This window comes from Mycobacterium sp. DBP42 (genome assembly GCF_005924235.1).
GTDB classification, from domain to species: Bacteria; Actinomycetota; Actinomycetes; order Mycobacteriales; family Mycobacteriaceae; genus Mycobacterium; species Mycobacterium syngnathidarum.
Genome location: NZ_VCMY01000041.1, coordinates 43,316 through 55,905, shown reverse-complemented (window position 1 = coordinate 55,905; position 12,590 = coordinate 43,316). Strand labels below are relative to the sequence as shown.

Genomic DNA, 12,590 nt, shown 5'->3' with positions numbered 1-12,590 from the left:
TGCTTCGACGATATCGACTGCCCTCAGCGCCGCGTCGACCGCAAGGGCCGGCACGTTCAGGCGCTTGGATCCGAGGTCGTGACGGGCACCTTCGATGACGACGAGTTCGGTCGGTCCGCTGACCAATGCCGCGGCCGCCGTGAGCTCGTCGACCGTGCCGAACGGATCGGACGTGCCACAGGTGAATACCGTGGGGACGGTGATGCGGGGCAAGTGCTCGGTGCGGGCGCGTTCCGGCTTGCCCGGCGGATGCAGCGGGTAGGAGAACAACGTCAACACGTCGGGTCCCGCCCCGTTGTCCTTATCGGCGGCCACCATCGATGTCATCCGCCCGCCGTACGAATGCCCGCCCGCGATCACCGGGCCATCGGCCAGGGTGCGGGCCAGCGCGATCGCCTCGGCGATCCCGTCCTGGTCTCCGGTCGCAGAGCCCGAGGGCGGCCCCTTCGGTCTGCGGCGGCGGTACGGCAGGTTGTAGCGGATGGCCAGCCAGCCGCGCGAGGCCCACTCGTCGCAGAGCTTGACCAGCATTGCCGAGTCGCGGTTTCCGCCGGCTCCGTGGGTGAGGACGACGACGCCGCGCGCCGGCCGGTCCGGTTCGTGCGCGACGCCTGCAATCGCCTCCAGGTTCATGGCTGCAACCGGAAGAGCGCGTTCACCGGGCCGTGGCCGTGGCCAAGCGGATAGTTGGCCCGAATGCATTCGGTGACCCAGGCCTTGCCGAACTCCACCGCCTGTGGAACCGAATACCCGTGTGCCAGAGCGCAAGCCGTGGCCGCGGCCAGAGTATCGCCGGCACCGTGGTCGTTACCGGTGTCGACCCGAGGGGCTTGGAACTCGTGGAAATCGGTGCCGTCGAACAGCAGGTCGGGGCTGGCCGCCGACGAGCGGAGGTGCCCACCTTTGACCAACGCCCACTGCGGACCGAGCGCGTGCAGCGCACGCGCGGCGTCGCGCTGCGAAGCGGTGTCGACGACCTCGATGTCCACCAGCAACCGGACTTCGTCGAGGTTCGGCGTGACCAGTGTCGCCAGCGGGAAGAGCTCCGTGCGCAGGGCCTCCAGGGCGCTGTGGTGCAGCAGCGGATCGCCGTGCATCGACGCACAGACCGGGTCGACGACCAACGGTACGGTTGCGGCCAGTCCTTCTGCCCGCCAGGTCTCGGCGATCGTGGTGATGATCTCCGAGGAGGCCAGCATCCCGGTCTTGGCGGCCTGGATGCCGATGTCGGAGGTCACCGCCGAGATCTGGCCGGCGACGACATCGAGCGGGACCTCGTGGAAACCCTTGACGCCGACGGAGTTCTGCACGGTCACCGCGGTGATCGCGACGCAGCCGTGCAGACCGAGCATCGCGAAGGTCCGCATGTCGGCCTGGATCCCGGCGCCACCGCCGGAGTCCGAACCGGCGATGGTCATCACCCGCCGCGGGGTGTCACCCGCGGAGGCCAGCGGCAGGTAGTTCACGTCGTCAAGGGTAGATAGACGCGGTTACCGTGGTCGGCGAACTCTTGGGACTTGGCGGCCATGCCGGCCTCGATATCTTCGGGCGCGACGCCGTCGGGGTAGGCATCCCGGATGTCCTGCGTGATGCGCATCGAGCAGAACTTGGGGCCGCACATCGAGCAGAAGTGCGCGGTCTTGGCCGGTTCGGCGGGCAGCGTCTCGTCGTGGAACTCGCGCGCGGTGTCAGGGTCCAGTGACAACGCGAACTGATCGTGCCAGCGGAACTCGAACCGCGCCTTTGAAAGCGCGTCGTCACGCTGCTGTGCGAGGGGGTGGCCTTTGGCGAGGTCGGCAGCGTGCGCGGCGATCTTGTACGCGATCACCCCGTCCTTGACGTCCTTGCGGTCGGGCAGGCCCAGGTGTTCCTTCGGCGTGACATAACACAGCATCGCGGTGCCGGCCTGGGCGATGATTGCCGCGCCGATCGCGCTGGTGATGTGGTCGTAAGCCGGGGCGATGTCGGTGGCCAACGGGCCCAACGTGTAGAACGGTGCCTCTTCGCAGAGCTCTTCCTCGAGCTTGACGTTCTCCACGATCTTGTGCATCGGCACATGGCCCGGGCCTTCGATCATCACCTGCGCGCCATGGGATTTCGCGATCTTGGTCAGTTCGCCCAGGGTGGTCAACTCGGCGAACTGGGCCTCGTCGTTGGCGTCGGCGATCGATCCGGGTCGCAGCCCGTCGCCGAGCGAGAACGTCACGTCGTACCGGGCCAGGATCTCGCAGAGTTCTTCGAAGCGCGTGTACAGGAACGATTCGGTGTGATGAGCCAGGCACCAGGCCGCCATGATCGACCCGCCGCGGCTCACGATGCCGGTGACCCGCTTGACGGTCAGCGGGATGTAGCGCAGCAGCACCCCGGCGTGCACGGTCATGTAGTCGACACCCTGCTCGCACTGCTCGATCACGGTGTCGCGGTACATCTCCCACGTCAGCTTGGTGGGGTCGCCGTTGACCTTCTCCAGCGCCTGGTAGATCGGTACGGTGCCGACGGGGACCGGCGAGTTACGCAGGATCCACTCCCGCGTCTGGTGAATGTCCTTGCCGGTGGACAGGTCCATGATGGTGTCCGCGCCCCAGCGGGTGGCCCACACCATCTTGTCGACCTCCTCGCCGATGGAGGAGGTGACGGCCGAATTCCCGATATTGGCATTGACTTTCACGCCGAACGCCTTGCCGATGATCATCGGCTCCGCCTCCGGGTGGTTGTGGTTGGCCGGGATCACTGCCCGGCCACGAGCCACCTCGTCACGTACCAATTCAGGTGAAACACCTTCGCGCTCAGCGATATACGCCATCTCGGCGGTGATTTCGCCGGCCCGGGCCCGCTGCAGCTGGGTGCCGCGGTCCTTGTGCACCCCGGGCCGCGGCGGCAGGCCGGCGTTCAGATCGACCGCCGCATCGTCGTCGGTGTAGGGGCCCGACGTGTCGTACAGGTCCAGATGCTCGCCGTTGGTGAGGTTCACCCGGCGAAACGGCACCCGCATCGTCGTGCCGTCATGGTTGATCTCGCGATAGACCTTTGTGCTTCCGGTGATCGGACCAATCGTGACCGACGGGTCGACCGAGTCGTTCACAAATACACTGCTCATTTCATCTCCCTACGCCGGCATGACCCGGTCAGGTTCGTACGGTCGACGGGCGTACCCGTCCTCTCAGCGCGCTCGTGCGCACTCCCGCGTGTGGTTTGCAGGCCCCAACCTAGCGCAGACGTTGCGGTCTAGGGAACCGGGTGGCGGGGTTTTCGACGTCAGGGCTGGTCGAACGCTCCGGGGCGACCTTGGCGTCGAAACCGGCGAAGCCGGGGGCGGGGTCGCTCAGCAGTTCTCGGGTTGCCTCAGCTTGATTTGCATAGCTAATATATGTGTTTTGCACTTATTGGGCCCAGCCCTCGATGGCACTAGAGCGAAGACGGATGACGACTGAGATGACGAACACGGCCGGCGACGTCGACGCTGCCGAGGCCGCGACCGCGCGTCGAAGCGGAGGCCTGGACTCCAGCCCTCTCGACGACCATCCGTTCTACAAGTGGGTGGTGCTGTCCAACACCACGTTGGGCATCCTGCTGGCCTCGATCAACGCCTCGATCGTGCTGATCTCGCTGCCGGCGATCTTCCGCGGCATCGGGCTGAACCCGTTGGCTCCCGGCAACGTCAGCTACCTGCTGTGGATGTTGATGGGCTACCTGGTGGTGACCGCGGTGCTGGTCGTGCCGTTCGGGCGCCTCGGTGACATGTACGGCCGCGTCCGCATCTACAACCTGGGTTTCGTGGTCTTCACCGTGGCCGCGATCGCGCTGTCCTTCCACCCGTTCCAGCTCGGTGGTGGCGCCGTCTGGCTGATCGGCTGGCGCGTCGTCCAGGGTGTCGGCGGCGCCATGCTGATGGCTTCGTCGTCGGCGATCCTCACCGACGCCTTTCCCGCCAACCAGCGCGGGATGGCGCTGGGCACCAACATGGTGGCCGCCGTCGCCGGATCGTTCCTCGGGCTGCTGATCGGAGGCTTCCTGTCCGAATGGCACTGGAAGGCCATCTTCTGGGTGGGCGTGCCGATCGGCGTCGTCGGCACCATCTGGAGCTACCGCTCCCTGAAAGAACTCGGGGTCCGCACCGCCGGACGGCTCGACTGGGCCGGCACGCTGACCTTCGGGCTGGGTCTGACCGTGCTCCTGATCGGCATCACCTACGGCATCCAGCCCTACGGTGACTCGACCACCGGCTGGACCAGCCCGTGGGTGCTGGGCTCCATCGCGCTCGGCCTGCTGCTCCTGGTGGCGTTCTGCATCGTCGAGCTGAACGTGCCCTCGCCCATGGTTGACATCCGGTTGTTCAAATCAGCCGCGTTCGGGATGGGCAACCTGGCGGGCCTGATGTCCTCGGTGGGCCGCGGCGGGCTGCAGTTCATGCTGATCATCTGGTTGCAGGGGATCTGGCTGCCACTGCACGGCTACAGCTTCGAGTCCACCCCACTGTGGGCGGGCATCTACCTGTTACCGGTCACCGTCGGGTTTCTGGTCGCCGCGCCGCTCGCCGGGTCGCTCTCCGACCGCATCGGAGCGCGGCCGCTGACCGTCGGCGGCATGCTGCTGATGGCGGTCACGTTCGTGGCGTTGCTGCTCATCCCGGTCAACTTCGACTACTGGCTCTTCGCGATCCTGGTCTTCCTCAACGGCCTGGGCGGCGGCATCTTCACCGCCCCCAACACCGCGGCCATCATGTCGAGCGTGCCGGCCGGTCAGCGTGGCGCGGCTTCGGGCGTGCGGTCCACGTTCTTCAACGCAGGCAATTCACTGTCGATCGGCATCTTCTTCTCACTGATGATCGTCGGGCTGGCCAACACCTTGCCGACGGCACTGACCACCGGCCTGACCCAGCAAGGTGTTCCGGCCTCGGTGGCCCATGACGTGGCGAACCTGCCCCCGGTCGGCAGCTTGTTCGCGGCCTTCCTCGGTTACAACCCGATGGCCGAGCTCCTCGCCCCCTACGACTCGCTGCACCAGACCGGGGTGAACGCCGACGTGATCACCGGGCAGACATTCTTCCCGCAGCTGATCACCGACCCGTTCCATTCCGGGCTGACCGTGGTGTTCACCGCCGCGGCGGTGATGATGGTGATCGGGGCGGTGGCGTCGATGTTCAGTGCCGGCCGCTATGGCACGGCGGCCGGAGCCGGCAACGAGGCCTGAGCGGCCGACCTAGACTCGGGCCGTGACCACCACACAGCGCCGTGGATTCAACGATGCCATCACGAGCTTCTGGAGCTTTGCCGCACCGGCCTACGACCAGGGCTGTCTCCAACGGTGGGTGTACCGGCCCGCCCAGGATGAGGTGATCGCCCAACTGCAGCAGCGCGGTGCCCGTGCGATCGCCGACATCGCTTGTGGCACCGGTATTCTGGCCGACCGCATCCAGCGGGAACTGTTGCCCGACGAGGTGTACGGCCTGGACATGTCCGACGGCATGCTCGCCCAGGCCCGCAAACGTTCCGACCGGGTGCGGTGGAAGTCCGCCCCGGCCGAGGAACTGCCTTTCGAGGACGGTTTCCTCGACGCGGTGGTCACCACCTCGGCGTTCCACTTCTTCGACCAGCCCGCCGCACTCGCGGAGTTCTCTCGGGTGCTGAGGCCCGGGGGGATGGTGGCCGTGACGACGATGAGCCCGCGCCGTACCTTCCTGCCGCTGCACGCGCTGTCGGCCGACTTGGGTGCCCCCGCGCACAGCCCCACCGAGAAGGAGATGCGCACGCTGTTCGAGGCGGCCGGATTCACCGTCGTCGAGCAACACCGGGTGCGCCGGCCGATCTGGACGCCGATCTCCGACGTCATCACTGTGGGCGTCAAACCCGCATGACCGAGAACGACGACAGCCCGCTGCAGATTCGCGGTTCGGTGCAACTGCGTCGCGAACGTTGCGCCGCCGCGACCGCCGACCAGCGGCTGCTGGACCGGCGCGGCCCCACCGACTGGGTGCACACCGATCCGTGGCGGGTGATGCGCATCCAGGGCGAGTTCGTCGACGGCTTCGATGCCCTCTCTGAAATGCCCAGGGCTGTCACAGTTTTCGGCTCAGCCCGCACGCAGCCGCATTCGCCGGAGTACCGGTTGGGCGAGGAGCTGGGCATCGCGCTGGTGCGGGCCGGCTACGCGGTGATCACCGGGGGCGGTCCGGGCTCGATGGAGGCGGTCAACCGCGGAGCCAGCGAGTCCGGCGGCTACTCCGTGGGGCTGGGCATCGAACTGCCCTTCGAGCAGCGCCTCAACCATTGGGTCGATCTCGGCATCAACTTCCGCTACTTCTTTGTCCGCAAGACCATGTTCGTCAAATATGCGCAGGCATTCGTGTGCCTGCCGGGCGGATTCGGCACCCTCGACGAGCTCTTCGAGGCACTGACGCTGGTGCAGACCCACAAGGTCACCGAGTTTCCGATCATCCTGCTCGGTGTCGACTACTGGTCGGGCCTGATCGACTGGATCCGCAACACGATGCTGTCCGGCGGAAAGATCTCCGAATCGGAGTTGGAGCTGCTGCATTGCACCGACAGCGTGACAGAAGCCGTGGAAATCATCGTCGCGTCGGCGCGATAGCGCAGGAGTAGCGCCGCGGCTTGCCGGGGCCCAGTTCGGCAAGTGTTGCCACCCGGGTGACCTCGACCGGGCGTCCCAGCAGGAGAGTCAGCGCCTCGGCCACCCGCCGGCGGTCACCGGAGGCGATCACCGCCGCGACACGGCCCGCCGAGTCCTGGTTGACGCTCCACCCGCGCGCACCGGCGGCCTGCAACTGCTGGGTAAGGTCGACGCACGGCACCGCGTCGTCGGTCGCCGACACGAAAACCGTTGCCTCCCGGCCTTCCAGATCGGCCAGGGCCGGACGGCCGCGATGGGTCACCAGGCGCGCGTAGTCGCCGGTGCGGTAGCGGACCAGCGGCAGGAACTGGTTCTCGCCGCACGTCACCACCACCTCGCCGGCCAGCACTTCGACATGCACGCGCCGCGCCGCCACCACGAACGGCCCGCCGTCGTCGCTGACCGCGATCGGCCGGGTCTCGTGCAGGCCGTAGACGTCCAGAACCGGACAGTCGTAGGCCACCTCGAGGGCCTGGCGCAACGGCCCGGTCAGGGTCATCGCCCCGGAGATCAGCGCCAGCGGCCGCAACGTGGCGACCAGCGCGGGCTCCAACAGCACTTCCAGCGACGTGGGCGTGCCGCTGATCACCTGGGGATCGGTGTGCCGCAGATACGCGTCGCGCTGCGCGCCGCCGCCTGCCCAGGCACCCGGATGCAGGTTGAGCCGGGCCATCAGGGCTTCCCCGAAACCCGGGACCACCGAGGTGTAGGTGAATGCCTGCCGTTGAAACACAGTTTGTGCCAGGGCTATTCGATGCACCACCGGTTCCCAGTGGGCACCCACCAGCCCCCGCAGCCAGTGAAATCCGCGGGCCAACTCATCGGGGTCATCGGGCATGACCAGGGCCGCGCCGGTGCTGCCCGAACTCGTGCCGTGCAGCATCCGGCTCAGGTCGGCACCGGGCGGGACGAACGCTGCGATGTCGTCGACGAGATCTTCGCGGCCGATCAGCGGGAAATCGGCGAGAGTGTCCAGCGGACCTGCATGGCGGCGATAGGCCGGCAGGGTGCGGGCCAGCGCGAGGTGTGACGGCAGCCAATTGTCCAGCGGCAGTTGCCGGGTGGCCTGCTGTTGCTGGTCCGGGGTGAGACGGTGCCCGACGCGGTGGCACCAGGCCGGTGCGTGCCGGTGCTGTTCCAGGGCGGCCAGCCGCGCCCGGCCGGAGGCCGACAGACCCGGCCAGCGCTGTTCGTCGGTGAGCGCCACCTGACCGAACGGCACGTAATCATCGAGCCGCAGCGGATCGTCACTCACTGTTGTACCGTGCCGCAGCTTCTTTGGCCTTGGCATCGGCCAGGCGGCGTTGCACAGCCATGCGATGTTCGTGATCGGCCAGTGCCTGGGCCAGCGCGCCTTCGCGGCGCACCGAATCACGCATCTCGAACAACGACCGGGCCTGCACGGCATCCTCGCCGTGCGGCAGCAGGCCATCCCAGAGCAGGAACGTGCGCACCGCCTCGTCCCGGCGGTCCGAATCGCTGAGCCAGCGGCCGGGCTCCACCAAGGGGGCCACCCGAAACGCCAACGCCAACAAGGCTGTCGCGGCCCTCCGCTCGTCGAGCGAGACGCTGAACGGGCCGATCAGATCCGCACTGGCGAACAACCACAACCCGATGGCGGCGCCGCGCCGCGAGGCCGGCGTCCCCCGCTCGGCGATGCGCTGGGCGGCGGCCGCACAGCCGGTGTGGTTGAACACGTCGCAGGCGAGGGCCACCACGTCGACCGTGTCGGCGAGGAACGGCTGCGGCGTGCTGGCCAGCCGGGCCGCGACCTCATCCACCGTGGGGCCGGGATTCAGGCCCGACCACACCGCCTGCTCGTCCAGCCCCTCGGCGAACCAGTTCGCCAATTGTTCAGCCACGCAACACCTCCCGCCGATATACCGCGATCCGTGCGGCCAACCTTGCGCAGACGGCCGGGGCATCTGCCATGTGGTCCAGATAATCGACCTCGTAGCCGGCCTCGGCGGCCGGGCCGGCCACCGACCGACGCCGGTCCTGCACCAACAGGGTGGCGGTATCGAGTTGGCGCCGTACCGCGGCGGCCACCGTCGAGTACTCCTGCTGGCTTGCGCCGAACAGCGACTTCAAGCCGTCATCGGACAGCACCACCAGGTGGCGCAGCTCGTCAGTGCCGTGGTCGCCGGGTGGGTACCGGTGTGCGAGCAGATCGAGGGGAAACACCGTGCCACCGCTGAAGAACGTCGTCAGTTGGCGCATGATCTCCGAGCGGTCGCGGGTGTACACGCTGTCACCGGCCACTTGACCCCGGCCCGACCATGACGTGACCCGAACGCGTCCACCACCTTTGAGTACCGACAGAGCGAGAATCATGCCGGCCAGCACGGCGGGAGAACCTCGATCGGGACGCGGCATCGAGCCGGACGAGTCGATGTAGAGATCCAGCGTCACCGCTTCGGTGGTGGCGACCGGATCGTCAGGCAGTTGGGTACGGCGCCGCGTCGTCACCCCGGGCACCACAACCGGGTTGGTGGCGAGGGTGGCCGGCCAGTCCAACTCGGTGGCATCGTCGCCGAGTTCCCACGTCTCCAGCGGCCCGGGGATCCCGTGAGCAGCGACGCCGCGCCCAGACTGCAGCAGCGGGCGGATCCACGGCCGGGCCTGCGACTCGTACCAGGCCAGCATCACGGCGTTGGGATCGGATCCGTCGAACAGGGCCAACGTCTCGGCGACACCGTAACCTTGGCCCGGCGCCTGACCCGTTTCGGTGGTTCCGACCGCGGCTGCTGCCGGGTGCACAGGTGGCTCGTCGAGCCGCGGGTCGGACAGTACCTCGGCGAGTTCGGCTGCGGTGGCCGGTGATCCGTCCTGTTCGGCACACCCGCCGCTCGGCATGCCCGCGCCGGCGGACACCATCGATTCCAGTACCAGATAGGGCACCAGGACCATACCGAAAGTCAGGGCCCCGCCCACCGGATCGGCGGCGAAGGTGCGTACCGCCTGCGCCACGTATTCGGCATCGGCAACCGGTTGTACCGGCTGACTGAGCAGCAGTTCATCCTGCAGGGCACGTACCCGCAGGGCGGCCGCCCGGTGGATGCGTTCCTTCTCCTGCAGATGCTCGCGGACCATCGACACGTCGAGTGTGGCCGGGTCGATGTGCTGGCGGGCCCGGGCCTCCTCCCGCGCCGATGCCGGCAGCACAGGTGGTTCATTGGGGCACAACGTGTTCGACGGCAGCGACCACAGCAACTCGTAGGCACGCATCAGCACCCACCACGGCGCGTCTGCGGCCGGCTCCCGGGTGGTCAGCGTGCGCCACAACGCGATCATGTCCGGTTCGGTGCCCGGGTACTGCCGGCGCTGCATCCGTACCACCCGGTCGTTGATCAGCAGGTCCGACCACAGGTTGGACAGCCTCCGGGCCGTGGCCGTGGCGGTGACGGGAATTGCCCGGCGCGGATCGCTGGCCACGATGGCCCGGGCCATCTGTTGCAGGAGTTTGAACGAGACCACGCGGGTGCTCGGCGACAGCACGTGATGGCCGATCTCGTGAGCGAACACGCTCACCAGATGGTGCTGGGCCCCTTGGCGGGCCAACTCGTCGATGTCGATCGAGATCGACGGCGGGAACGTGAACCACGCGAAGGTACCGGCGGCGCTGTCCCGCACCATGTTCGGCGGGTGCAGCTGAACGTTCCACAGATCCAGCGCGGCCCGCCAGGCCACCAGCTCGGTGTCGGTCGGCGTCCGCCCGGTCATGCCGGCCAGATCTCGGCCAGATAGGAGGTCGGCCGCACGACCAATTGGGCGGTACGGGGGCCGGCGTCCACGGCGCTCTCGGCGGGTGCGAAGGCCACTACGTGGCCGAATACGTCGGCGTCGATCTGCCAGCGCTGCGTGCCGACGTCCACGGTCCAGCGGCCCGGCCCGCACGGTGCGGGAGCGGTGGGTGGGTGATCCCACCTGCCGCCCAGGCCGGTGAAGCCGCCGATCCGGGCGATGAACTGACCCGGTGGGCGCAGCGGCCAGTAGAACCGGTCCACCGTCTGCCCATTGGTGAAGGGGACGACGGCATCGACCGGCAGGCCCAGCACCGTGGCCGCGACATCGATTGGTAGCAGCTGTAATCGGGACAGCGCATCGGCGCGGATCCCGAGCACCCCGGCCCGCCAGGCGGCAACCGCCGCGACGCTGACCATCGTCTCGGCCGGCAACGAGATGCCGTGCAACGCATGACGGTACCGGCGTGGATCCCCGCCGAAGCGGGCCACGTTGTCGGCCGAAAGGGCCAAGTCGAGTCCTGCCATCGCGGGAAGGTCGACGGCCGGCGCGGGTAGGTCGAGGTTGACCTGGTGGACGGCCCGGGCAATCACCGGCCGCTCTCCAGCCAATGCAGATAGTTCGAATACCGTTGGTAGAGATACTTCAACGCCACCAGGTCATCGAAATCCCGGCCGTAGACCTTGCCCACGCCGGACACCGCCGCGATACGTGATTCGATCGTGGTGAGGCGTCGCGAAACCTCGAGTGCGTCCAAGCCGTCGAGGCCGCGGCCGAACTCGGTGAGCAGCTCGGCCACCGGGTCCTCATCCTCGCGGGCCAGCGCGACGTACTGGCGGCACGAGGTATCGAACAGGTCGGTCAGCCAGCTCGCCGGATCGGATGCCAGCTCGCGGTCGGTGCCGGTGTCGAAGCGGGGATGCGCAGCGTTCGGTAACAGCTTGCCGCGCAATGCGAATGGCACCATCGCGCGGACGTCCTCGAGTGTGACGGTGCCGTTGCCGCGGAACCAGGCCAGCGCCTTGGCGTAGAGCACCAGGTTCTGCAGTGAGCGCACGGACACCCCGTTGACGGTCTGCGCGCCGAGATCGACCTGCAGATCGGCACCGGAGTTGGCGTCGATGATCCGCTCGACCTCAAGACCGGCAGTGGCCACCACATCCTTGGTCCGGTATTCGAAGCGACGGCCACCGTGCTGGACGAATTCGAAGTGGCTGACGAAGAACTCCAGGCGTCGGCGTACTTCGGTGGGTACCGGGATCGCGCGAATAGCCTCGACCATGGCGGCCTGCTCGGCCGCGGTGAACACCAGCTCGGCCGGCACGTTGTCCTCGGGGCGGTCACCGGCCTCGACCCGGCTCACCAGCTCGTCGAGGAACCGGCTGTTGAACCCGAAGGCCTGCACGGTCACGTCGATCCGGTCACGCAGCGCCTGGATCACCGGGAACGTGCCGCCCCCGCCGTCGTCGTTGGCGGTGAAGAACCAGCTCTGCACCCCATGTCCGGGTGCCGTGACGTGCATCTGGTCGTGGCTTTCGACGTACCCCTCGGCGACCATGGTCAGCAGCGCGGACTGGGTCTTGGTCGGAATCCGGTTGTACTCGTCGACGATCTTGACCGGCGCGGTCAGCCAGCTCTTCCAGGCGATGGTGATCTCGGCCAGGCTCCCGGCCTGCACCAGATCGCGGGGCAACGGAATCCCGACCAGGTCGCCCACGGTCAGCTGCGGCTGCCCCTGCTGGACGTGGCGGCGCACGTCGGCGGGCGCCGAGCCCGCGAGGACGCCCATCAGCACCGCCAGTGTGGTCTTGCCGCGGCCGGGGCCGCCGATCAACAGACACCGGCCCCCGACCGCGAAAGTCAGCAGTGGCACAAGGACGTTGGACGAATAGGCCGGCTGTTTCGGCAGGCTCAGGGAGGCTCCGGCATCACCGAGTGGATAGTTGACCGTGGTGTCCGAGCCGAACTCGACGTCATAGAACGGGGAGATGACGGCCTTGTTGATCAGCCAGAAGTAGGCGCGGCGCAGCTTCTCGTCGAGAGTGACGTCCGGCGCAGTGGGCGGGGTGAACAGGTCGGCGGCCGACAGGCCCGCGGCCGGTGTGTGCTCCACCGGCAAGGTCGGGGATTTGGAGACCGCGCTCCACCTCGTGGTCATCTGGCCCCTCTCGTCGGGCCAATGTTAACTGCCCAGCCCGGCCGGTCATGGCGTTGATCCT

The 12,590-nt window shown here is 67.8% G+C and carries 11 protein-coding genes and 1 riboswitch; of the genes, 3 read left to right on the top strand and 8 right to left on the bottom strand.

What is annotated here, in order from left to right; translation table 11 throughout:
• The 3 genes from E0T84_RS26060 to thiC all read right to left on the bottom strand — a co-directional run.
• Positions 1-633: alpha/beta family hydrolase (locus E0T84_RS26060; protein WP_070946568.1), on the bottom strand; the 633-nt coding region annotated here is incomplete at its 3' end.
• Positions 630-1,466 carry a bifunctional hydroxymethylpyrimidine kinase/phosphomethylpyrimidine kinase gene (thiD, locus tag E0T84_RS26055; protein WP_070185153.1) on the bottom strand — a complete coding sequence of 279 codons (837 nt, stop codon included), beginning with the start codon at positions 1,464-1,466 and terminating at the stop codon, positions 630-632. The genes thiD and E0T84_RS26060, both read right to left, overlap by 4 nt.
• Positions 1,463-3,097 carry a phosphomethylpyrimidine synthase ThiC gene (thiC, locus tag E0T84_RS26050; RefSeq protein WP_371726361.1) on the bottom strand — a complete coding sequence of 545 codons (1,635 nt, stop codon included), beginning with the start codon at positions 3,095-3,097 and terminating at the stop codon, positions 1,463-1,465. The genes thiD and thiC overlap by 4 nt, the downstream gene beginning before the upstream one ends.
• Positions 3,086-3,195: riboswitch (TPP riboswitch) on the bottom strand. It overlaps the preceding gene by 12 nt.
• A 225-nt stretch (positions 3,196-3,420) precedes the next feature.
• On the opposite strand from thiC, the gene E0T84_RS26045 reads away from it, so the two are divergent.
• The 3 genes from E0T84_RS26045 to E0T84_RS26035 are packed head-to-tail and all read left to right on the top strand — an operon-like array spanning position 3,421 to position 6,588.
• Positions 3,421-5,190: an MFS transporter gene (locus E0T84_RS26045; protein WP_171055180.1), complete on the top strand. Its 1,770-nt coding sequence runs from the start codon at positions 3,421-3,423 to the stop codon at positions 5,188-5,190.
• Between the two features lie 22 nt (positions 5,191-5,212).
• A complete protein-coding gene (locus E0T84_RS26040) occupies positions 5,213-5,854 on the top strand; it encodes a class I SAM-dependent methyltransferase (RefSeq protein WP_070185155.1) in 642 nt (213 codons plus the stop codon).
• Positions 5,851-6,588, top strand: coding sequence for a TIGR00730 family Rossman fold protein (locus E0T84_RS26035; protein ID WP_070185156.1), 738 nt, complete (start codon positions 5,851-5,853; stop codon positions 6,586-6,588). The genes E0T84_RS26040 and E0T84_RS26035 overlap by 4 nt, the downstream gene beginning before the upstream one ends.
• On the opposite strand, the gene E0T84_RS26030 is transcribed toward E0T84_RS26035, so the two are convergent.
• The 5 genes from E0T84_RS26030 to E0T84_RS26005 are packed head-to-tail and all read right to left on the bottom strand — an operon-like array spanning position 6,566 to position 12,529.
• Positions 6,566-7,882, bottom strand: coding sequence for a CoF synthetase (locus E0T84_RS26030; RefSeq protein ID WP_110764893.1), 1,317 nt, complete (start codon positions 7,880-7,882; stop codon positions 6,566-6,568). The genes E0T84_RS26035 and E0T84_RS26030 overlap by 23 nt on opposite strands.
• Positions 7,875-8,489, bottom strand: coding sequence for a hypothetical protein (locus E0T84_RS31970; protein ID WP_070185158.1), 615 nt, complete (start codon positions 8,487-8,489; stop codon positions 7,875-7,877). The genes E0T84_RS26030 and E0T84_RS31970 overlap by 8 nt, the downstream gene beginning before the upstream one ends.
• Positions 8,482-10,350: a VWA domain-containing protein gene (locus E0T84_RS26015; RefSeq protein ID WP_070185159.1), complete on the bottom strand. Its 1,869-nt coding sequence runs from the start codon at positions 10,348-10,350 to the stop codon at positions 8,482-8,484. Before E0T84_RS26015 ends, E0T84_RS31970 begins: the two co-directional genes overlap by 8 nt.
• Entirely contained in the window at positions 10,347-10,964 is a 618-nt protein-coding gene (locus E0T84_RS26010) for a hypothetical protein (RefSeq protein ID WP_070185160.1), read from the bottom strand. The genes E0T84_RS26015 and E0T84_RS26010 overlap by 4 nt, the downstream gene beginning before the upstream one ends.
• On the bottom strand, positions 10,961-12,529 hold the full coding sequence (locus E0T84_RS26005; protein WP_070185161.1) for a MoxR family ATPase: 1,569 nt from the start codon (positions 12,527-12,529) through the stop codon (positions 10,961-10,963). Before E0T84_RS26005 ends, E0T84_RS26010 begins: the two co-directional genes overlap by 4 nt.
• Between the last annotated feature and the right edge of the window lie 61 nt (positions 12,530-12,590).

Coding starts and splice junctions, on each gene's coding strand:
- thiC (WP_371726361.1), bottom strand. CDS start 3,097: ATGAGCAGTGTATTTGTGAACGACTCGGTCGACCCGTCGGTCACGATT.
- E0T84_RS26035 (WP_070185156.1), top strand. CDS start 5,851: ATGACCGAGAACGACGACAGCCCGCTGCAGATTCGCGGTTCGGTGCAA.
- E0T84_RS26015 (WP_070185159.1), bottom strand. CDS start 10,350: ATGACCGGGCGGACGCCGACCGACACCGAGCTGGTGGCCTGGCGGGCC.
- E0T84_RS26045 (WP_171055180.1), top strand. CDS start 3,421: ATGACGACTGAGATGACGAACACGGCCGGCGACGTCGACGCTGCCGAG.
- E0T84_RS26005 (WP_070185161.1), bottom strand. CDS start 12,529: ATGACCACGAGGTGGAGCGCGGTCTCCAAATCCCCGACCTTGCCGGTG.